Origin of the sequence: Formosa undariae (assembly GCF_042427615.1) — a bacterium.
GTDB lineage: Bacteria > Bacteroidota > Bacteroidia > Flavobacteriales > Flavobacteriaceae > Formosa > Formosa undariae.
In genome coordinates this window covers 50,284-72,468 of record NZ_JBHMEZ010000011.1, presented here as the reverse complement: position 1 = coordinate 72,468, position 22,185 = coordinate 50,284, and the positions used below count along the sequence as shown (strand labels likewise).

16 protein-coding genes are annotated in these 22,185 nt (G+C 34.3%); 11 read left to right on the top strand and 5 right to left on the bottom strand.

Translation table 11 applies throughout. From position 1 onward, the window contains the following. The first annotated feature begins 102 nt into the window (after positions 1-102). From ACFFVB_RS08945 to ACFFVB_RS08905, 9 genes are all read left to right on the top strand, one after another. A complete protein-coding gene (locus tag ACFFVB_RS08945) occupies positions 103-1,041 on the top strand; it encodes a bifunctional riboflavin kinase/FAD synthetase (RefSeq protein WP_382382381.1) in 939 nt (312 codons plus the stop codon). Next, positions 1,034-2,347 carry an HTTM domain-containing protein gene (locus ACFFVB_RS08940; RefSeq protein ID WP_382382380.1) on the top strand — a complete coding sequence of 438 codons (1,314 nt, stop codon included), beginning with the start codon at positions 1,034-1,036 and terminating at the stop codon, positions 2,345-2,347. The genes ACFFVB_RS08945 and ACFFVB_RS08940 overlap by 8 nt, the downstream gene beginning before the upstream one ends. A gap of 237 nt (positions 2,348-2,584) precedes the next feature. Then, positions 2,585-3,856 (top strand): serine--tRNA ligase, encoded by a 1,272-nt coding sequence (serS, locus tag ACFFVB_RS08935; RefSeq protein ID WP_382382379.1) that lies wholly within the window; start codon positions 2,585-2,587, stop codon positions 3,854-3,856. A gap of 458 nt (positions 3,857-4,314) precedes the next feature. After that, a complete protein-coding gene (locus tag ACFFVB_RS08930; RefSeq protein WP_382382378.1) occupies positions 4,315-6,093 on the top strand; it encodes a tetratricopeptide repeat protein in 1,779 nt (592 codons plus the stop codon). 3 nt (positions 6,094-6,096) lie between these two features. Beyond that, positions 6,097-6,612, top strand: a complete 516-nt coding sequence (locus ACFFVB_RS08925; RefSeq protein ID WP_382382377.1) for a GNAT family N-acetyltransferase — start codon at positions 6,097-6,099, stop codon at positions 6,610-6,612. Positions 6,613-6,774: 162 nt separating this feature from the next. Further along, positions 6,775-7,101, top strand: coding sequence for a DUF4286 family protein (locus tag ACFFVB_RS08920; RefSeq protein ID WP_382382376.1), 327 nt, complete (start codon positions 6,775-6,777; stop codon positions 7,099-7,101). Positions 7,102-7,106: 5 nt separating this feature from the next. Continuing rightward, positions 7,107-7,892, top strand: coding sequence for a 16S rRNA (adenine(1518)-N(6)/adenine(1519)-N(6))-dimethyltransferase RsmA (gene rsmA / locus ACFFVB_RS08915; protein WP_382382375.1), 786 nt, complete (start codon positions 7,107-7,109; stop codon positions 7,890-7,892). Beyond that, entirely contained in the window at positions 7,892-9,265 is a 1,374-nt protein-coding gene (gene mgtE / locus ACFFVB_RS08910; RefSeq protein ID WP_382382374.1) for a magnesium transporter, read from the top strand. Before rsmA ends, mgtE begins: the two co-directional genes overlap by 1 nt. A 133-nt stretch (positions 9,266-9,398) precedes the next feature. Beyond that, a complete protein-coding gene (locus tag ACFFVB_RS08905; RefSeq protein WP_382382373.1) occupies positions 9,399-10,343 on the top strand; it encodes a 2-hydroxyacid dehydrogenase in 945 nt (314 codons plus the stop codon). Positions 10,344-10,459: 116 nt separating this feature from the next. Here the strand turns inward: ACFFVB_RS08905 and ACFFVB_RS08900 are convergent, their stop codons facing one another. From ACFFVB_RS08900 to ACFFVB_RS08885, 4 genes are all read right to left on the bottom strand, one after another. Next, the gene (locus ACFFVB_RS08900) at positions 10,460-13,129 is read right to left on the bottom strand and encodes an AsmA-like C-terminal region-containing protein (RefSeq protein WP_382382372.1); all 2,670 of its coding nucleotides are present in this window, start codon (positions 13,127-13,129) and stop codon (positions 10,460-10,462) included. A gap of 302 nt (positions 13,130-13,431) precedes the next feature. Further along, the gene (locus ACFFVB_RS08895) at positions 13,432-15,288 is read right to left on the bottom strand and encodes a lysophospholipid acyltransferase family protein (protein ID WP_382382371.1); all 1,857 of its coding nucleotides are present in this window, start codon (positions 15,286-15,288) and stop codon (positions 13,432-13,434) included. A gap of 22 nt (positions 15,289-15,310) precedes the next feature. After that, complete coding sequence (locus tag ACFFVB_RS08890) at positions 15,311-16,558, bottom strand: aspartate kinase (RefSeq protein ID WP_382382370.1); 1,248 nt, start codon at positions 16,556-16,558, stop codon at positions 15,311-15,313. Further along, on the bottom strand, positions 16,559-17,038 hold the full coding sequence (locus tag ACFFVB_RS08885; protein ID WP_382382369.1) for a GNAT family N-acetyltransferase: 480 nt from the start codon (positions 17,036-17,038) through the stop codon (positions 16,559-16,561). It lies immediately after the preceding gene. 112 nt (positions 17,039-17,150) lie between these two features. Here ACFFVB_RS08885 and fbp point away from each other — a divergent pair, with 112 nt between their 5' ends. Further along, positions 17,151-18,164 (top strand): class 1 fructose-bisphosphatase, encoded by a 1,014-nt coding sequence (fbp, locus tag ACFFVB_RS08880; protein ID WP_382382368.1) that lies wholly within the window; start codon positions 17,151-17,153, stop codon positions 18,162-18,164. Positions 18,165-18,232: 68 nt separating this feature from the next. Here fbp and ACFFVB_RS08875 read toward each other — a convergent pair whose 3' ends face one another. Further along, the gene (locus ACFFVB_RS08875) at positions 18,233-18,655 is read right to left on the bottom strand and encodes a tellurite resistance TerB family protein (protein WP_382382367.1); all 423 of its coding nucleotides are present in this window, start codon (positions 18,653-18,655) and stop codon (positions 18,233-18,235) included. A gap of 178 nt (positions 18,656-18,833) precedes the next feature. On the opposite strand from ACFFVB_RS08875, the gene mfd reads away from it, so the two are divergent. Continuing rightward, positions 18,834-22,181, top strand: a complete 3,348-nt coding sequence (gene mfd, locus ACFFVB_RS08870) for a transcription-repair coupling factor (RefSeq protein ID WP_382382366.1) — start codon at positions 18,834-18,836, stop codon at positions 22,179-22,181. Positions 22,182-22,185 lie beyond the last annotated feature (4 nt).

The following is a 22,185-nucleotide window of genomic DNA, read 5'->3' as shown; positions in this document are numbered from 1 at the left end:
ACGTAGTTTTGCTTAACATTGCGTATCACTTTATAAACGATTACTTTAAGGTGAGCAAAAATAAGCCTTTTTAACAATTACTTAACGATTACTCTTTATTAAATGGAAAAAGTCAGAAATTTTAACAATCTAGACTCCAAGATTTCAACAGTTGTAACTATTGGCACGTTTGATGGTGTGCATTTAGGACATCAAAAAATACTAAAACGACTGGTAAACACCGCTAAAGAGACACATTTAAAATCTGTTGTTCTTACTTTTTTTCCACATCCGAGAATGGTACTTCAAAACGATGCCAATATTAAACTAATTCATACTATTGAAGAGCGTAGCGATATTTTAGAACAATCGGGTTTGGACTATTTATGTATTCAGAAATTCACGAAAGAGTTCTCTAGACTTACAGCTGAAGATTTTGTAAAAAAAATCTTGGTAGACCAACTACAAGCGAAGCGTGTTATTATTGGATACGATCACCATTTTGGAAGAAACCGTTCTGCAAATATTAACGATTTACGCAAATTCGGAGAAACTTATGGTTTTGAAGTTGAAGAAATTTCTGCTGAAGATGTAAACGAAGTCGCTGTAAGTTCTACCAAAATTAGAAAAGCACTTGAGGCTGGTGATATAAAAAAAGCTAATAATTATTTAGGCTATTCGTTTTCTATAAACGGAACGGTGATTACAGGGAAACAGATTGGAAAACAGTTGCAATACCCTACGGCGAATTTAGAGATTAAAGAAACCTATAAACTGATTCCAAAACAAGGCGTATACGTTGTAAAATCTGAAATTGACAATAAGTCTATTTTCGGTATGATGAATGTAGGAACCAATCCAACGGTTTCTGATAGTACAAAACAACATATCGAAATTCATTTTTTTGATTTTGATGCCGATTTATACGGGAAATCTTTAAAAATTGATATGCTTCACCGATTAAGAGATGAGAAAAAATTCGAATCTATGGATGCCTTGAAAAATCAATTGCAACAAGACGAAGAAGAATCACGACACTTTATTAGTGAGACCAATGGTTAATAAGTTTCTTTTTAAACATATCGACAATTCTGCCTTAATTGTCTTCAGAATTATTTTCGGACTCTTATGTTTTTTAGAAACTGTAGGCGCCATTTTCACTGGTTGGATTAAGCGGACTCTAATCGATCCCGAATTTACATTTTCGTTTATTGGTTTTGAATGGCTGCAACCACTTCCAGGAAATGGCATGTATTTTTATTATGCCGTTATGGGAATTTTAGGGCTTTGTATTATGGTAGGTTACAAATACCGTTTTAGCGCTATTTCGTTCACTATACTTTGGGCAGGTTGCTATTTTATGCAAAAAGCATCCTACAACAACCATTATTACTTATTAATTTTACTAAGTGGCTTGATGGCCATACAACCCGCAAGCAACTATTTTTCTATAGATGCGAAGTTAAAACCTGAAATTGAAAGAATTTCCATGCCGCGCTGGTGCAGCTTAATCTTTATTCTCCAAATGTTTATTGTCTATACCTACGGTTCTATTAATAAGATATATCCAGATTGGTTAGACACCACAGTAATGGCGGTGTTAATGAGAAGTAAGGCTAATTATATTCTCGTAGGGGATCTTTTGCAAAACCACACGATGCATTATTTTCTTGCCTATGGTGGTATATTATACGACGGTTTAATTATTCCATTATTTTTATATAAACCGACACGAAAATTTGCGTTTTTTGCTTCAATTTTCTTTCATTTATTTAATTCGTTTATTTTTCAAGTTGGGATTTTCCCGTATTTATCTTTAGCCTTTGCCTTATTCTTTTTTGAATCTGAAATTATTCACAAGTTGTTTTTTAAAAACAAAAAACCTTTTTATAATGCAGGTGAAGTGATTATTCCCAAATACAAAAACCTAGCACTTGGCGTAATGTCTGTATACTTTATAATCCAGATTATATTACCTATCCGACACTATTTTATATCAGACAATGTACTTTGGACTGAAGAAGGACATCGTTTATCATGGCGTATGATGCTGCGTTCTAAAAGCGGAACTGCGACATATACCATTAAAAACCATACGCAAGGTACGACCGAGCAGGTGAATCTAAAAGACTATTTATCGCCTAAACAAGTCCGACTGGCTTCAAACAAACCGGATATAATGTGGCAATTTTCGCAACGTTTAAAATCGATTTATGCCGCGAAAGGCGATTCTATTTCAGTGTATGTTAAATCGCATATTAGTGTGAATGGAAAACCTAGAAAAGCGTACACTAATCCAGAAGTAGACTTAGCCAATGTAAAATGGTCTGCATGGAAACATAGCGATTGGATTTTACCCTCAAAATAGCTTTATATTTTATTTCTTTCGACCTAAAATCTTACTACTTTTGTTGTTAATTAAATTTTCACCTTGCGTTAAGGATTGCAGCGGCATCCTTTTTTACTCTTTTTGTTTTCTCTTTAATTATATTGACTAAACGTTCTGTATAATTATAACCTGAAAACGATATTAAACGAGTAAAAAAGATATAGCGAAAAGCCTGGTCTTGTTGATAAACAAGAAACGCCCAAATTAAAAACTAAGATGTTACAAATACCTTTTATAAGAGACAATAAAGACCGCATTATTGCAAATTTAGCAAAGCGTAATATTGATGCTACAGATATGATTTCTGAAGTACTTACCCTTGATGAAACGCGTAGAAGCACACAGGCACAACTAGACAATACTCTAGCAGAAGCCAATACGTTGTCGAAAGAAATTGGTATGTTGTTTAAAAGTGGAGAAACTCAAAAAGCAACCATCTTAAAAGGAAAAAGTGCAAACTTAAAAGAGTTATCTAAAGAATTAACAGAGACGTTAAATGACGCTTCTGAAGCTTTAAATCAGTTGTTATACAAAATCCCTAACGTACCTAACGATACGGTTCCTGCAGGAAGCACAGAAGACGATAACGAGGAAATTTTTAGAGCTGGAGATATCCCTACATTATACGATGGCGCAATGCCTCACTGGGAATTAGCCAAAAAATATGACATCATTGATTTCGAATTAGGAAACAAAATTGCAGGTGCAGGTTTTCCTGTTTATAAAGGAAAAGGAGCCCGCTTACAACGTGCTTTAATCGCATACTTTTTAGATAAAAATACAGCTGCTGGTTATACAGAGTATCAATTACCACATTTAGTAAATGAAGCTTCTGGTTTTGGAACCGGACAATTACCTGACAAAGAAGGACAGATGTACCATGTTACTGCAGATAATTTATACTTAATTCCAACTGCAGAAGTACCAGGAACTAACATTTTTAGAGATGTGGTTTTAAACGAGAGTGATTTACCTATCGGAATCACAGGTTACACACCTTGTTTTAGACGTGAAGCAGGAAGCTATGGTGCACACGTTAGAGGATTAAATAGATTGCACCAATTTGATAAAGTTGAAATTTTACGCGTAGAGCACCCTGATAATTCTTACGAGGCTTTAGATGGTATGGTCGCTCACGTAAAATCTATACTTGAAGACTTAAAATTACCTTATAGAATCTTAAGATTATGTGGTGGTGATTTAGGATTTACATCGGCGTTAACATTCGATTTTGAAGTGTTTTCTACAGCGCAAGACCGTTGGTTAGAAATATCTTCTGTATCTAATTTTGAAACATTTCAAGCCAATCGCTTAAAATTACGTTTTAAAAATAAAGATGGTAAAAACGAATTGGCTCACACCTTAAATGGTAGTTCATTGGCTTTACCAAGAGTACTTGCAGGAATTTTAGAAAACTACCAAACAGAAGAAGGTATTGTAATTCCGGATGCTTTAGTCCCTTACACAGGATTTTCTATTATAAACTAAGTTTATATAATACTATTTTTCTGACTTTAAAGTACTGTAAAACAGTAAGAAATTAGATAAAGCATAAGAGATGGTTACCGTTTAACGAAAACCATCTCTTATACTTTGAAATTTAACTTTTTATTAAGAAATTTGATATTCTCAACGAATAGCAACGACATTTAATAAATGTAATCTGATTTATTTTGCTGACTTTATCACCATATAATTACCCTAAAAACATCATTATCGGGATTTAAAATAAAGGAGGATCTGCTTAGCATCATGTACTAAGTGAACCTTATATTTAAAATATAACAATATCCGACAAAATAACTGAATCATACTTGGGTTGACAAGAGGATTAATAGCACTTTTATTTTGATTGGTTAAAATGCCTGATTCTTCGGGCATTTTTTATACCCCTATTTTTCATTAGTTATTCCCACTTCCCTATATTTACAAGAATCTAAAAAACTATGAAATTAATACTTGTCTGCTGCATGCTTTTAAGCTTTTGCGTGTTTTCGCAACAGGATATTGTTGCCAAACAGTATTTTAAGAATGGTGATTTCGAAAAAGCATTAATCTCCTACAAGAAACTACACGAAAACAGTCCGACCAATACAATTTACATAAAGGCACTTGCCGACACACATATACAATTAAAGCAATATACAGAAGCAGAATTACTTTTAAAACATGCTATAGATAGAATGAAATTCCCTTCGTTTTATGTGGAACTAGGATATAATTTCGAACTACAAGACAAGCATCAAGAAGCCAATGAAAATTACGAAAAAGCCATTGAAAGTTTAAATGAAAATCCGAGTTATGTCTATTCTGTAGCGAGGCAATTTCAAGAGCATTCGCTATTAGACCTAGCCATACGTTCGTATGAAAAAGCAATGATTTTAAACGACACATTCGATTTTAGCATGCAACTCTCCCAAATTTATGGAGAGCAAGGTAATATTGAAAAAATGTTTGTGAATTACGTCGATTTTATCGAAAAGAATCCGATATACATTAATGAAATAAAACGCATTTTTAGTGATTTTATAAATGAAAATCCGAACAATGAAAACAATACAATTCTGCGAAAAACCATACTGCGAAAAATCCAACAAAACCCAGAGTTAATCTGGAACGAATTACTCAGTTGGCTGTTTAGTCAGCAAAAGGAATTCAACAAAGCATTTGCACAAGAAAAGGCCATTTATAACCGACTTCCAGAAAGCTTAAACCGCATGTCCGAATTAGCGTCTATAGCGACTAGCGAAAAAGATTTTGAAACAGCAGCAAGCGTTTATAATTACATTATTGAAACCTCTCAAGACACAGATACTAAGCTAAAAGCCCATTTTCATTTACTCCAGTTTAAAACAGATTTAGCCTCAGAAAAAGATTATAAAGATATACAGTCGGATTATTTGAAACTGTTCGAAACTTACGGCTCACAGTCGCAAACCTTAAAACTTCAAATTGCTTATGGTCATTTTTTAGCCTTCAATTTACATGAGATAAATGAAGCAGAATCCGTTTTAAAACAATCGTTAAATCAAAAAATAACCGACAATCAAATCGCTGAAGTAAAATTAGAATTGGCAGATATATTAGTCTTACAAGAAAAATTTAATGAAGCCTTAATTTTCTATACTCAAATCCAAAGGAGCTTAAAAAACAGTCCCATTTCTCAAGAAGCAAGATTTAGAGTTGCAAAAACCAGTTATTATAAGGGCGATTTTAAATGGGCAGAATCCCAGTTGAATATCTTAAAACAATCAACAACGCAATTAATTGCGAACGATGCGTTAGAATTAAAACTTCTAATATCCGATAACAAGTACGAAGATTCAACTCAAACGGCTTTAAAACTATATGCTAAAGCCGATTTACTAGCCTACCAAAACAAACCAAAGGAAGCGATAGTGGTCTTAGACTCAATATTACAAAACCACAATAGCGAACCCATTGCCGAGCAAGCATTATACAAACAAGCACAATTATTCGAATCTCAAAAAGCATACGATAAAGCAGAACATAATTACCAGCTTTTAATAACAAATCATATAGAGGGTTTACTTGCAGACGATGCCTATTTCGCTTTAGCAGAATTATACAATCGTAAATTAAATTTACCTGAGAAAGCAAAACCGCTTTACGAGCATATTATATTTAACTTTGCCGATAGCATTTATTTTGTAGAATCGAGAGCGCAATTTAGAATCTTGCGCGGCGATTCCTTAAACCAATAACGCATGTATATATCTTCAACAGAACGTTTACACCTAGCCGAATTAAACACTAACGACGCACCTTTTATTTTAGAATTATTAAACACTCCCAATTGGCTAAAATTTATTGGAGATCGTAAAATAAATACGACTAAAGATGCTGAAGATTACATTACTAATCATCATATAAAAAGTTATAGAGAAAACGGTTTTGGTTTTTTTAAAGTGCTTTTAAAATCGGAGAACAACAAAGTTATAGGCTGTTGCGGATTAATAAAACGACCGGAATTGGAGGGTGTGGATATTGGTTTTGCTTTCTTGCCAGAGTACGAACGTAAAGGTTTTGGGTTTGAATCTGCTTCTGCTGCTCTAGACCTCGCCAAAGAAAAATATAAGCTAAACGAAGTTTTAGGAATTGTATTACCAACAAATCCGAATTCGATTAAATTACTTGAAAAACTTGGCTTAACCTATCGCAAAACGGTAATGCCTTTCGAAACCAAAGAAGAGTTGTTGTTATACACCAAAAGGTTCGACTAACATAAATAGATGGGAAAGCTGAAATTTAAATTTTAGGCATATCACCACCTACTAATAGCGATTGGATTAAAATCCTTGAAAAATTAAACCTAACTTACCAAAAAACAGTATTTCATTTTGTTGCTCGCAAAGAGATGTTGTTATTTGCAAAAAAATAATCACATGTATATATATAATGTAACATCTAATGTTAGCGATGCAGTGCACGACACTTGGATCACTTGGATGAAACAAGAACATATTCCAAAGGTTTTATCTGTTGGCACGTTTTACGAAGCTAAACTTACACGCGTCCTTATTGAAGAAGAAATGGGAGGCAAAACCTATTCTGTACAATATCGTGCAAAAACACGTGAAGACTTAGATACTTATTACGATAAATTTGCAGATACATTACGAGTAGAAGCATTAAAAAAGTTTGGTGAAAACGTATTGGCTTTTAGAACAGAACTAGAAGTTATAGACATTTACAGCATTACAAAACACTAATTTATATGACGGTAAAAGCAAAAAAATATTTAGGACAACACTTCCTTAACGATGAATCTATTGCTGAAAAAATCGCAAATAGCTTATCCTTTGAAGGTTACAAGAATGTCTTAGAAATAGGTCCAGGAATGGGTGTTTTAACTAAATATTTGCTTGAAAAGCCAACAAAAACATATGTTGTAGAAATCGATTCGGAATCGGTAGATTATTTAAAAGCGAACTATTTAACGTTGGCAGATCGCGTTATTGAAAAAGATTTCTTAAAATACGATATAAATGAAATTTTTAAAGGCGATTCCTTTGCTGTTATCGGAAACTACCCCTATAATATTTCTACTCAAATTGTATTTAAAACTCTAGAAATGCGGGATCAAATTCCTGAATTTTCAGGGATGTTTCAGAAAGAAGTGGCGCAACGTATTTGCGAAAAAGAAGGTAGTAAAGCCTACGGTATTCTATCTGTTTTAACGCAAGCATTTTACGATGCAGAATATTTATTCACGGTACCACCACACGTATTCAATCCGCCACCAAAAGTAGATTCAGGAGTGTTGCGATTAACGCGTAAAGAAGACTACAGTTTAGATTGTAACGAAGCCATGCTTTTCAAAGTTGTAAAAGCATCGTTTCAGCAGCGAAGAAAAACACTTCGTAACAGTTTAAAAACATTCAATCTGTCCGATAGTTTAAGAGAAGACAGTATCTTTGGGCAACGTCCGGAACAACTTTCGGTAGCACAATTTATAGCGCTTACTAAACGCATAGAAGAAGACCTAAAAACACAAGATTAGTGGAGGAACACGAAGACAATATTCAGTTTAAAATAAGTGACGAGCTTATTGAAAATGTGGAACAATTAATTGATTCTAAAGATGATGCAAACATCTTAGAACTTTTAAATGATTACCACCACGCTGATATTGCCGAAATTCTAGAAGAAACAGGTATTGATCACGCCACTTATGTGATTAAACTTTTAGATAGCGAAAAAACCTCGGAAGTGTTAATGGAATTAAACGAGGATACTCGTGAAAAAATTCTAGACACATTATCGGCTAAGGAAATTGCAGATGAAATCGGAGAACTTGATACCGATGACGCCGCAGATATGATTTCCGAACTGTCCGATGATCGTCAGTTACGTGTTATAAGCCATATCGAAGATCAAGAACACGCACAGCATATTAAAGATCTGTTGCGTTACGACGATAATATTGCCGGTGGGTTAATGGCCAAGGAACTTGTAAAAGTTAACGAAAACTGGACCGTTACCCAATGTGTAAAAGAAATGCGCGCACAAGCCGAAGAGGTTACACGCGTTCACTCCATTTACGTGGTCGATAATAATCAGAAACTTATTGGTCGTTTATCTCTAAAAGACTTATTAATTGCGTCTCCAAGAGCACATATTTCAGACATTTACATTCCTAAAGTAGACTATGTTTACGTTACCGAAGATGTTGAGGAAGTTGCTAATATCATGCAGAAATACGACTTGGAAGCCATTCCTGTAGTCGATAAAAACCATATCCTTTTAGGGCGAATTACTATCGACGATATTGTAGATGTTATTCGTGAAGAAGCCGAAAAGGACTACCAACTTGCCGCCGGTATTACTCGCGATGTAGAAGCCGACGATAGCATTTGGAAACTTACCAAAGCCCGCTTACCATGGTTATTAATTGGTATGTTCGGCGGTTTGGGAGCAGCAAGCATTATTAACAGTTTTAGTGGCGCCATGGGCGACTACATTATACTGTTAAGCTTTGTACCACTTATTCAGGCAACAGCAGGAAATGTAGGCGTACAATCGTCTGCGATTGTGGTTCAAGGACTAGCGAACAACACCATGGATAGCAGTCTCGTTAGACAATTATTTAAAGAATTCACCTTAGGCTTAGTCAACGGTTTAGCCATAGCAGTAATTGCGTTATGCGTCACCCATTTTGTGTTCGGAACGCCTTATACCGTATCAATAACCATAGGTTTAGCATTAATTGCAGTAATTGTAATGGCCGCATTAATTGGCACATTTATACCTATCATTTTAGATAAACGCGGCATAGATCCAGCAGTGGCTACAGGTCCATTTATTACTACCAGTAACGATGTTTTCGGAATCTTAATATACTTTTTAATTGCTAAAGCCATGCTCGGTTTTTAATTTGGGCGTTACCTAAAAAGGTCAGGCTTTCACGACTCGCTTTGTTAGGTTAAAAAAACCTAACAAGAGCTCAAACAAATCGTTCAATCCTTAACGCAAAAGTTCGTAAATTTGAAATCTAATTTTTCAGCACATGAACATTCTTCATCTCGATAGCAATCACCCCCTTTTAAAACAACAATTAACAGATTTAGGTTTTACTAATCACGATGATTTCACGTCAACGAAATCAGAAATTGAAAGTAAAATAAATCAATACGATGGCATCATCATTAGAAGTCGTTTTACAATCGACAAGCAATTTCTAGACGCTGCAACCAATTTAAAATTTATTGGTCGTGTAGGCGCGGGCTTAGAAAACATAGACTGTGATTATGCTCAATCTAAAGGTGTCTATCTTATTTCTGCTCCCGAAGGAAACAGGAATGCCGTTGGCGAACATACATTAGGTATGCTACTGTCGTTATTCAATAAACTAAATAAATCCGATCACGAAGTTCGCCAAGGACAATGGTTACGCGAAGATAATCGCGGGTTAGAATTAGACGGGAAAACGGTAGGGATTATTGGTTATGGAAACATGGGAAATGCCTTTGCTAGAAAACTACGCGGATTCGATGTTAACGTACTATGTTACGACATTAAAGCAGACGTAGGTAATGAGAATGCTGAGCAAGTAGACCTAGAAACGTTTCAAAACGAAGTCGATGTTGTAAGCTTACATATACCACAAACGCCACTAACTCTAAACATGGTTAATGCCGATTTTATAAATGCGTTTAAAAAACCGTTCTGGCTATTTAACACGGCAAGAGGCAAAAGTGTAGTCACTACAGATTTAGTTTCTGCATTAAAAACTAAGCAAATATTAGGAGCTGGGTTAGATGTTTTAGAATACGAAAAAGCATCTTTCGAGAACTTATTTACTGCAGATAATATGCCAGAAGCCTTTCAATATTTAATTGAATCAGAACAGGTACTCTTAACACCACATGTTGCAGGTTGGACTATAGAGAGCAAGGAAAAATTAGCACAAACTATCGTAGACAAAATAAAAGAAAAATTTGTAAAGCTATAATCTAAAAAATACCCATTTGCAAAAAAGGGTCGCTTACAAATACATACATTACACAACAAAAAAAGCTGAAGGTTTTAAATCTTCAGCTTTTTTATTATGTTCAAATTATCAAGAGATTAATTTCCTGTTTTCGATTCTTCTTTTTTCTTTCCAAACAAGCCATTAAGCAAATTATCGGCTGCTTTTTTAATATTATCTGTTTGTACAGAATCTTTTGCTGTCCCGACATTGGTAGAATCTTTCGATTTACTTCCGCCTAAGAAATTACTTAAGGCATCTTTTACTTTATCAGTACCTTTATTTAGAAGCTCATTTTTTTGCATTTCAATTAACTTCTGAGTTAAAGCTGTTGCAGTCGCATTTAAATCTGTAGACACCGACGGACTACCAATACGCCCTCCTATTTTGGCGATTACAGGAACGGTTATGTTCTCTGCTTTAGGATCGTTTAACTTAGCTAATAAATTCGTAGCCTCCTTCCCGAGGTACTTAGCAGGAACATCAAAAACTGCACTATAGTTTAGTGATTGGTCAAAACCATGACTCCCTCCTATCTCAACACCAATATCTTTAAACTTAAGATTAAAAGGCTTAACCTCAACCTGTCCATCTTTAAAATTTAATGTTGTTTTAAAATTTTTCGTTTCACCTTCATCGAAGTTTAAAAATGCCAAACGATCTACCAATGCTCCTAAAACTTGGCTGTCTTTAGTATCTACATCGTTAACAAATAATTCTGCCAAAGCGTTTCCTGAAATGGTACTTAAATTAGGTGTAAAATCGGTAGATAAATCTCCTTTTATTTGAAAATTAGAATTTAGAACCCCTTGGAAAGCCTGAGCAATTGGAGCTAAAGCTTTTAATAAATCTAAACCTTGAAAAGATTCGGCAATGTTAAAACGTTGCATTCCCAATTTCACATCGAAAACGGGTGTTTCCGATTTGGTAGATACCGATCCGTTTAATGCCATTTGTCCTCCAAATAAATTAGAGGTTAGGTCTTTTATTGTTACCGTTTCATCGCGAACAATTAAAGTTCCTGAAGCTTCTTTTAGAGTCAAATTATCGTAAATAACAGTATTTGCTTTTGCAACAATAGTTGCATCTAAAAATGCTGGAATTTTTATTTGTTCATCGCTCATAACAACTTCAGATGCGGGTTTTTCTTTGGTATTATCGTCAGTTGTAGCTTTTTCAGAAGCGACCTCTTCAACCATAAAATCATTAACCGCAAAGGTATTCGAGTTCAGGGTAAAGTTACCTTTTAACATCTCATCATTAAGCATAAAACCTAAGAGGTTGTCTATAGCACCTTTTGCAGAAAGGTCGGTTTGCCCTGTTTTCGCTTCAAAAGTATTTAGCGTAACATTCTTTGGATTAAAAGTTAAACCCGCTTTCGAAATTTGAATCGGATTTTTCATGTCTTCAGAATTAAATTCAAAATTACTTAATCCTAAAGACCCATTATTTTTTGTGTCTTGATATCGGCTTTCTTCTATCGCTTTCATGTCGAATGCAGTGGTAATATCTGCATCTAAAATTCCTTTTAATTCTTGCTCGACACTAAACGGATAAGCTTGAGACAGGTTTCCTAAATTAATACGTCCTTTTAAATTGGCGTTTACCAACGGATTCCCCATTAGGTTTTTTATCGTTGCATTTGCACTAAATACATCTTGTGCAATTTTAAATGTTAGTGCATTTATATTCACATACGTATTCTCCAATAGTCCCGTTTCGTTTGCAATCTTAGTATCTATAGTAATATTAGACACTGCTTGTGGTAAATCCGGGTATTTAAACGAAGCGTTATTAGATGTAATAGCAATATTAAAGGCCGGAATATGGGTCTCGTCTACTGTACCATTTAATTGTCCTTGCACCACAAAATCTCCCGTAGTTTGCACATTTTCTATTTCTTTAGAATAGGCTTGAGGAATTAATGCTAAGAAATTTTTAAAGTCTGAAGACGGTGTTTTAAAAGAGATATTTACATCTTGACTCGTTTCATTAAGTTTTACAAAACCATCGAAAACCAATTCTAACTGATTGATAATCGCCTTATTTTCTAGGAAGGTATATGTGTTCTGTTCTAAATCGACTCCTAACCTGGCATCCAATTGAATAGGTGTTTCACTAAAATAATTAGTTCCATCCATATCAAAAGATATCAAACCGTCTGTTTTGGTGTCCAATTCAGATTTTATAGCAGAAAGATCTCCCGTTCCCGAATGGTTGAAATCGATAAGTTCGAAATGCATCTTCCCTTTCTCGTCGACATATTTAATTTGAGAATTCGTTATTTCATAGCTCTTAATAGACAAAGAAACAGAACTCGGTGTTTCGGTATTTGTAGCGCTAATTGACTCGTTAGTATCTGCGTCTGTTTTAGCTATATCGTAGTTTACGTTACCATCTTCGTCTATAAGTACATTAAGTGTGGCTCCATCAATACTAAAAGAATTTATAGTATAAGGCTCACCTTCTCCATTAAAAATCTGCATAAAGGGCATACTTATGTTTGCGTTTTTTGCAGACACCAAAGTCTCACCGGCAAAGGTTCCGGTGTTTATAATGCTCATATCGTTTACAGAAACGGAGAGTTCGGGGAAGTTCCGAATCAAACTCACATCTGCATCTGCAAAATCGAATTCTGCATTGATATTTTTATTGACTGTACCCTTTACAATGTCAAGTATTTTACCTTCAAATACAAAAGGAATGGCAATTAATATAAGGACTATGACTCCTATTGCTATCCCTACTATTTTGAGTGTTTTTTTCATGTTTATTTTATTTTCTGAAAATTTATTCGGCATTGAATTAGAATACAAAAATGATGCTAATTCTAGTTATCTAACAGCACTTTAATAAAAGTTTAGTGTTTAGTTTTAAAAGTGACAAAAATTAACGTTGTAGCACATTAGAACCATACAAAAGAACTCAAATTAATGGAAATTCTATACCTTTTTCAATGTGATTATTAACGCAATAAAAAGACCTGTGCCGTATTGTTTTAAACCCATAAAAAAGACTACCGCTTACGATAGTCTTTTTTAAGATTCAGTTATTTTAATTTTTATATAAATTACTCCGTAGCATCTGCCTGTTCGCTATTCCCGCCACCTGAAAACTTACGCTCCAACTCTTCTTGAAACTCTTCCATAACTGGACGCACAGTGCTCTCTGGTAAATCTTCTATTTTAATATACATTAAGCCATCGACCGCATTATTAAATAAAGGATCAACGTTAAAAGCCACCAATCTGGCATTTTGCTTGATATATTTTTTAAGCAATACCGGCAACCTTAAGTTCCCTGGCTCTACTTCATCTATAATTTTATCGAACTTGTTTAAATCGGCTTCGGTTTCATCGAACACAAAATCTTTATCGGCGTCTTTAAGCTTGACTTTAAACTCTTTTTTCGGATGTACATACTGCGCTACATACGGATCGTAATAATGAGATTTCATAAATTCAATCATTAACGATTTTGAGAAATTTGAAAACTGATTACTAATGCTTACGCCACCTATTAAATATTTATGCTCAGGAAAACGTAATGTTGTATGTACTATACCTCGCCAAAGCAGAAAAAGAGGCATTGGTTTTAGTTGAAATTCTTTAATTATAAAGGCGCGCCCCATTTCGATAGACTCACTCATCATCTTATGTAATTCCGGCTCAAAGCGAAATAAATCCTGCAAATAAAATCCGTCGATACCATATTTTTTAAAAATATGAGAGCCTAGGCCCATTCTGTACGCTCCAGCAATCTTTTTTTGGTCGTCGTCCCAAAGAAACATGTGATGGTAATAACTATCAAACTTATCTAAATCTATAGATTCGTTGGTTCCTTCGCCAATTTCACGAAATGTGATTTCACGTAAACGACCAATTTCTCTAAGAATAGTAGGAATATCGCGTGAAGATGCTAAAAACACTTCGTAATTCTTGCTTTGCAATAACCTGCAATCTAATGTACGTAATTGCGCCACTTCTTCCTCCATTAACGTGGCATCTCCAGGAGTTACAATACGTTTTGGTGTTTTAGTAGATTTTAGATTTAAGGTTGATGCTAAACTGCTTAATATTTTAGATTTATCTTCGAATGCATTCGCCAACATATACGTTTTACGTCTTAGAAACTCGGAATACTCTGGCAATGTAGCATGTTCCTTTTGGTCGGCAACCGAAATTGGTCTTCCTATTCTGACTTTAATAACACGCTTTTTCTGAGTTAAAACTTCAGAAGGTAATTTCGCTGTTCTTAACGTACCGCTTAACTTCGAAAGCTCATAAAACAACTTACTATTTTTAGCATGAAAATAAATAGGAACTACAGGAACTTCGGCACGCTTTACTAACTTTAAAGCGGCGGCTTCCCAGGGTTTATCTACTACTAATTTGCCTTCGCGATATGTAGATACTTCTCCTGCTGGGAATACACCTAGCGGATGACCTGCTTTTAAATGTAGTAAGGCATTTTTAAAAGCTGCAACACTAGATTTAACATTTTTTCTGTCTTCAAACGGATTTACAGGCATAATATATGGCTGTAAAGGTTCGATACGATTCAATAAAAAATTAGCCATGATTTTATAATCATCGCGTTTTTCTATCATCAATTTTAATAACAACACACCATCAATTCCTCCTAACGGATGATTGGATACCGTAATAAAGGCACCACTTTTTGGAAGTCGTTTTAAATCTTCTTCTGGAATTTCAAATTTAATCTCGTACTCGTCTAAAATGCGATTTAAAAAATCAATATCTGATAAATGTTTATTTTTTAAATAGAAGTCGTTTATTTTAGAAATTTTTAAAAGCTTCATTAAGCTCCAGCCCACAAATGTGCCTAAAAAACCTAATTTTTCTAAATTTATAGCACTTGCTACTTCATTGGGTGTTACTAATCCCTTTTCTTCCTGTTTCGCCATGGTCACAAATGTAGTGAATTGTTTATTTAGTTACTATTTGTAAGGTATCTTGAGTACGTTGTTGTACCAATATATGTTTGTTGCTTTCTATTATAGCTATAGCTGCATCATTATAATGTCTAACCGTATATAATGAAACGTTAGATGTATAAGAAATCTTGTATTTAACTTGAAATTGTTCTAAAACGTATTTTAAATTGGTAAACGTATCTTCTACACAAATAGAAAAACTAATGGCAGAATTCTGAATAAGGTTAACTTTCATCTTAGCGACGTGCAGTATATTAAAAATATCACTAATATTCTCTTCTACAATGTAAGAAAAATCTAAGGAAGATATACAGATTAAAATCTGGTTTTTCTTGACGATATAACACGGAACCTTAGGAACAACATCCTGATTCTGACTAATTTTAGTGCCTTTTTCTAGCGGATTTAAAAACGATTTTACAAACAACGTAATCTCTTTTTGTTGAAGTGGTTGTAACGTTTTAGGATGAATAACACTAGCGCCGTAAAATGCCAATTCGATGGCTTCCCTGTACGACAATTGATCCAACAATTGCGTATTTGGAAAATAACGGGGATCTGCATTTAAAACCCCAGGGACATCTTTCCAGATCGTCACACTTTCGGCGTCTAAAGCGTAAGCAAAAATAGCAGAAGTATAATCACTTCCCTCTCGCCCAAGCGTTGTTGTATTTTCAGAATCGCTCGCTAAAAAACCTTGAGTAACACATATAGAATTCTGTTGCTTTAAAGGTGATATTAATTGACACGTCATATCCCAATCTACATTTGCACGTCTAAAATTAGAATCGGTTTTAATATAATTACGGACATCCAACCACGTATTATGGACTCCAATATCATTTAAATACTGACTGACAATAGTTGTCGAAAGCAATTCGCCAAAACCGATTACCTGGTCGTATACAAAATTATAATTGGTAGACGTATTTGTTTTTAAAAGGAGTTTTAAATCTTGAAAAAGTGTTTCAACGGCATTAAAAACAGAATGATTTTTATCTAAAAATAACGCTGAAACAATTGCAGAATGATAATCTTCGACATAGTTAAGAGACGCCTCTAATTCGGATGTTTCGTTAAGCAGATTATGAACGATCACTTCAAAAGCATTCGTCATTTTCCCCATAGCAGAAACAATAACGACTGTATCCTTATCTGAAAATTGCTTTACAATTTTTGCTAAATTTATAACACCCTCGGCATCCTTTACCGAAGCACCTCCGAATTTAAATACTTTCATTTATAACTTATCGATATAGTTTTTTATCCCTGCTTCATCTAATTGCACCACATCCCAGTCGCGTAATACATTTGCACCTTTACTTTCGTAAAAAGCAATAGCAGGTTCGTTCCAATCTATAACTTCCCAATTAATACGCTTTGCTCCTTTACTGTAACCATATTTAATAACCTCATCTAGTAGAGCTGTACCAACTCCAGTACCGCGATATGCTTTATTTACAATTAAATCTTCAAGATGAATAATTGGACCTTTCCATGTCGAATATCTATTATAAACCAAGGCAATACCTTTAATATCGTTATCGATTTCGGCAACAAAACACTTAAATAATGGGGATACTCCAAAACCATCGCGTTCTAGGTCACTCACCGTAACTTCCACAGCTTCTGGTTCCTTTTCAAAAATAGCTAATTCATAAATCAGCTCCAGTACGGCTGACATATCTTCAATTTTAGCTGCTCTAATTTTAATATCCATAATAATTTTTTAAGAATCCAAATATATGGAAAATCGATGGATTATAATTTTGACTCAAACGTTATAGTTTAACAAAAAGTACGATATTTGTAAAAACAAACGTTACCATTAAATGTCAGGACAAAACAAAACATTAGGTGAATTTATAATCGAAAATCAAACCGCTTTTAAATACACCACAGGAGAGTTAACAAGATTATTAAATTCTATCCGTTTAGCAGCTAAAGTTGTAAATCACGAAGTAAACAAAGCTGGATTGGTAGACATTATTGGTGCCGCTGGGGATGTAAACATTCAAGGTGAAGACCAACAAAAATTAGACGTTTACGCTAACGACATCTTCATACAGACGCTTAAAAAGCGAAACATTGTTTGTGGTATCGCAAGTGAAGAAGAAGATGATTTTATTTCAATTAACAGTCAAGATTCTAATCATCAGAATAAATATGTGGTATTAATCGATCCTTTAGATGGATCTTCTAATATCGATGTAAATGTATCTGTAGGAACTATTTTCTCTGTATATAGACGTATTACTCCTGTTGGATCGCCTGTAACAATCGAAGATTTCTTACAAGAAGGTCACCAACAAGTAGCCGCTGGGTATATCGTTTATGGTACTTCAACCATGTTAGTATATACTACTGGTGCTGGTGTAAACGGATTTACATTAAACCCTGCAATTGGAACTTTTTACTTATCGCACCCAGACATGTCTTTTCCTGAAGATGGAAATATTTACTCATGTAACGAGGGGAACTATATTCATTTCCCACAAGGAATAAAAGATTATATTAAGTATTGCCAAATGGAAGAAGGCGACAGACCATATACATCTCGATATATTGGATCTTTAGTTTCAGACTTCCATAGAAACATGATTAAAGGAGGTATTTATTTATATCCAAAAAGCTCTAAAAACTCTAAAGGGAAATTACGTTTATTATACGAATGTAATCCAATGGCATTTTTAGCAGAACAAGCTAACGGAAAAGCTAGTGATGGTTTTACACGTATTATGGATATTAAGCCTACAGAATTACACGAACGTGTTCCTTTTATATGTGGAAGTAAAAACATGGTAGAAAAAGCTGAAGAATTCGAAAGAAACGCAGCCAAAAAATAAATTCAATATATAAAAAAAGCGATCATTTTAAAATGATCGCTTTTTTTCTTTCTAGTTGTAAAAAAGAATTACTTTTTCATCTCTATTACGAAAGTATCTAAATCTGCGCCTTCAGAAACCAAAGCTAAGGCCTTATCTACAATCTGCTTTAAGTTCTCTGATGAGAATCCTAAACCTAAACTTATTTTTCTTAGTAACGTAATTTCACTATCACCATTTATATGATCTAAATTTACCATACGCGCTAAATCGTATAAACGCTCTAAACGACGTGTATTTTCATGGGGAGGGTTAATTGGGTGTGATTTATAATCCAATAAAATCTGCTCGTAATCGTGTTCATTTATTTGTAAACTCCGGGCTAATCGATCTAAAAACGCTTTTTCATCTTCAGAAATAACACCATCATCCATTGCTACGCGTACAATTGCAGCAAAATGATCTTTATTACGTTCTTTAAACCCGTTATCAAACAATTTTGAATAAGACATATCTATTATTTTTTTAAGGCGACTAATATAATCAAAGTTTAATCGTTAATTAATTTAAATATCAGTATTTTTTACTTCTAAATTTAATAAAAATTCAATTATCAGTAATTTTTAAATTCATAAATCGTTAACATAATTTATAAGTACATACGCTTATATTTGCACAAAATAAATTGCCTTGAGTAAAAACAACCTCTTGCAAACATTTGCACAAACTTTGCAAACGCAAAATTTGCAACTTGCTATTTCCCAAAGTGAAAGTAAAACGGTTTTAAAAGGTCTTGTAGGATCATCATTTTCTTTGGTCATTGCCGAAGTTTTTAAATATGCAGAAAAACCTTTTCTACTTATTTTTAATGATAAAGAAGAAGCCGCTTATTATTTAAACGATTTAGAGCAACTTTTAAACACCAAAGATGTTTTATTTTATCCTGGGAGCTACCGCAGACCTTATCAGATTGAAGAAACCGATAACGCCAACGTCTTATTACGTGCCGAAGTTTTAAACCGCATTAATTCGCGAAAAAAACCAGCTATAATTGTTACGTATACCGATGCATTATTTGAAAAAGTAGTCACGAAGAAAGAACTCGAACGTAATACTTTAAAAATAGCTATAAACGATAATTTATCTATAGATTTTGTAAACGAAATTTTATTCGAATACAAGTTTAAACGGGTCGATTTTGTTACCGAACCTGGCGAATTTTCTGTTCGTGGTGGTATTGTTGATGTGTTCTCATTTTCTCACGATGAGCCTTACAGAATTGAGTTTTTTGGAGACGATGTAGATAGCATAAGAACCTTCGATGTAGAAACACAACTCTCGACAGAACAGATTAAGAAGATCAGTATTATACCTAATGTTGAGAATAAACTTTTAGACGAAAGCCGTGAAAGTTTTGTAAAATACATGTCAGGAAAAACAGTGGTGTTTTCTAAAAATAGTCAATTGTTATTTTCCGGAAGTGATGTGCTTTTTGGCAAAGCCGAAGAGGCCTTTAAAAATCTAAACTCAGAAATAAAACACAACGCGCCAAGCGAATTATTTTGTAATTCTGAATTGCTTAAAAAGCAACTTTTAAACTTCACTGTAGTAGAATTTGGCAGCGGTTATTATTTTCAGAATAAGGCAGAAGAGCCTATTATTTTTAACACCACACCTCAACCTTCTTTTAATAAACAATTCGATCTTTTAATAGACGATTTAAACAGTAATCACAACAAAGGATTTACCAATTATATTGCGTGCGTTAGCGAACAACAAGCCAAACGTTTTCACGATATATTTAAAGACACAGAGCAAGGTGTCTCTTACCAAGCCATAGTGCTTTCTCTACATCAAGGTTTTATAGATCACGATAATAAAGTGCTGTGTTATACCGATCACCAAATTTTTGAGCGCTACCATAAATTCAGCCTTAAAAACGGTTATGCTAAAAAGCAATCTATAACTTTAAAAGAACTTACAAATCTGGAAATTGGCGATTATGTAACACATATCGATCATGGAGTTGGACGTTTTGGCGGGCTACAAAAAATAGATGTAGAAGGTAAAAAACAAGAAGCTATAAAACTGATTTACGGGGAACGTGATATTTTATACTTGAGTATACACGCACTACATAAAATAACTAAGTTTAATGGTAAAGATGGCAAGCCTCCAAAAATTCATAAACTTGGAAGTAATGCTTGGAAAGTTTTAAAACAAAAAACAAAAACCAGAGTTAAAGAAGTTGCCTTTAACTTGATACAATTATACGCCAAAAGAAAACTTGAAAAAGGCTACCAATACAATCCCGATAGTCATTTACAACATGAACTAGAAGCATCTTTTATTTACGAAGATACTCCAGACCAAAGTACCTCGACTGCCGATATTAAAAACGATATGGAAAGCGAGCGTCCAATGGACCGATTAGTCTGTGGGGACGTTGGTTTCGGGAAAACCGAAGTCGCTATTCGTGCAGCATTTAAAGCGGTCGATAACGGTAAACAAGTAGCCGTTTTAGTACCTACCACGATATTAGCATACCAACACAATAAAACCTTTACCGAACGTTTAAAAGATTTCCCTGTAACGGTCGATTACGTAAATCGATTTAGAACAGCTAAAGAAAAACGAGACACATTAGAGCGCTTAGAAAAAGGACATGTCGATATTATTATCGGAACCCACCAATTAGCCAATAAAAGTGTTGTCTTTAAAAATTTAGGCTTATTAATTGTCGATGAAGAACAGAAATTTGGAGTCGCAGTTAAAGAAAAACTAAAGACTTTAAAAGATAATGTAGATGTACTAACATTAACAGCTACACCTATCCCAAGAACGCTTCAATTTAGTTTGATGGCCGCGCGCGATTTATCGGTGATTACCACACCTCCACCAAACCGTTATCCTATAGAAAGTAATGTGATTCGCTTTGAAGAAGAAACCATTCGTGATGCGGTGAGTTATGAAATTCAGCGTGGCGGACAAATTTATTTCATTCATAACCGTATTGAAAACATTAAAGAAGTTGCTGGTTTAATTCAGCGTCTGGTTCCCGATGCCAAAGTAGGTATTGGTCACGGACAAATGGAAGGTAAAAAATTAGAAAATTTAATGTTAGCTTTTATGAATGGTGAATTCGATGTTCTAGTGAGTACTACCATTGTAGAAAGCGGATTAGATGTCCCTAATGCCAATACTATTTTTATAAATAACGCCAACAATTTCGGACTAAGCGATTTGCACCAAATGCGTGGTCGCGTGGGTAGAAGTAATAAAAAAGCATTCTGTTATTTTATTACGCCAGAATATTCTGCAATGACTGCCGATGCGAGAAAACGTATTACGGCTCTGGAACAATTTACAGAATTGGGAAGCGGATTTAACATCGCCATGAAAGATTTAGAAATTCGTGGTGCTGGAGATTTATTAGGAGGAGAACAAAGCGGATTTATAAATGATATTGGATTTGATACCTATCAGAAAATTTTAAATGAAGCTATTGAGGAATTAAAAGAAAACGAGTTTAAAGATTTATATCCAGATAAAGAAGGTAAGCCTAAGGAATACGTTAAAGACATCACTATAGATACAGATTTCGAATTGCTATTCCCAGACGATTATGTAAATAATATTGCCGAGCGCTTAAACTTATATACGCAACTTAATCAGTTAAAAACCGAAGACGAATTAAAAGTCTTCGAAAACCAATTAGCCGATCGTTTTGGAGAGCTTCCAACACAAGTTGTCGATTTACTTAATAGTGTTCGCGTAAAATGGTTAGCGACCACCATTGGATTAGAAAAATTAGTGATGAAACAAGGCAAAATGGTTGGGTATTTTGTTAGTGATCAACAAAGCTCATTCTACCAAAGTACTAATTTCACAAACGTATTAAAGTTTGTACAGTCTAATCCAAGAGCATGTAAAATGAAAGAAAAACAAACACGTGCAGGATTACGTTTATTATTAACATTCGACCATATTAAAACTGTAAAACAAGCCTTACTTGCTTTACAACCTATTTTAAATTAAGATA

Bases quoted from the DNA above. Each gene is read 5' to 3' on its own strand.
- ACFFVB_RS08875 (WP_382382367.1), bottom strand. From the start codon at position 18,655: ATGTCTTATTCAAAATTGTTTGATAACGGGTTTAAAGAACGTAATAAA.
- ACFFVB_RS08940 (WP_382382380.1), top strand. From the start codon at position 1,034: ATGGTTAATAAGTTTCTTTTTAAACATATCGACAATTCTGCCTTAATT.
- serS (WP_382382379.1), top strand. From the start codon at position 2,585: ATGTTACAAATACCTTTTATAAGAGACAATAAAGACCGCATTATTGCA.
- ACFFVB_RS08930 (WP_382382378.1), top strand. From the start codon at position 4,315: ATGAAATTAATACTTGTCTGCTGCATGCTTTTAAGCTTTTGCGTGTTT.
- rsmA (WP_382382375.1), top strand. From the start codon at position 7,107: ATGACGGTAAAAGCAAAAAAATATTTAGGACAACACTTCCTTAACGAT.
- ACFFVB_RS08890 (WP_382382370.1), bottom strand. From the start codon at position 16,558: ATGAAAGTATTTAAATTCGGAGGTGCTTCGGTAAAGGATGCCGAGGGT.
- ACFFVB_RS08900 (WP_382382372.1), bottom strand. From the start codon at position 13,129: ATGAAAAAAACACTCAAAATAGTAGGGATAGCAATAGGAGTCATAGTC.
- ACFFVB_RS08895 (WP_382382371.1), bottom strand. From the start codon at position 15,288: ATGGCGAAACAGGAAGAAAAGGGATTAGTAACACCCAATGAAGTAGCA.
- ACFFVB_RS08920 (WP_382382376.1), top strand. From the start codon at position 6,775: ATGTATATATATAATGTAACATCTAATGTTAGCGATGCAGTGCACGAC.
- ACFFVB_RS08925 (WP_382382377.1), top strand. From the start codon at position 6,097: ATGTATATATCTTCAACAGAACGTTTACACCTAGCCGAATTAAACACT.
- ACFFVB_RS08885 (WP_382382369.1), bottom strand. From the start codon at position 17,038: ATGGATATTAAAATTAGAGCAGCTAAAATTGAAGATATGTCAGCCGTA.
- ACFFVB_RS08945 (WP_382382381.1), top strand. From the start codon at position 103: ATGGAAAAAGTCAGAAATTTTAACAATCTAGACTCCAAGATTTCAACA.
- ACFFVB_RS08905 (WP_382382373.1), top strand. From the start codon at position 9,399: ATGAACATTCTTCATCTCGATAGCAATCACCCCCTTTTAAAACAACAA.
- fbp (WP_382382368.1), top strand. From the start codon at position 17,151: ATGTCAGGACAAAACAAAACATTAGGTGAATTTATAATCGAAAATCAA.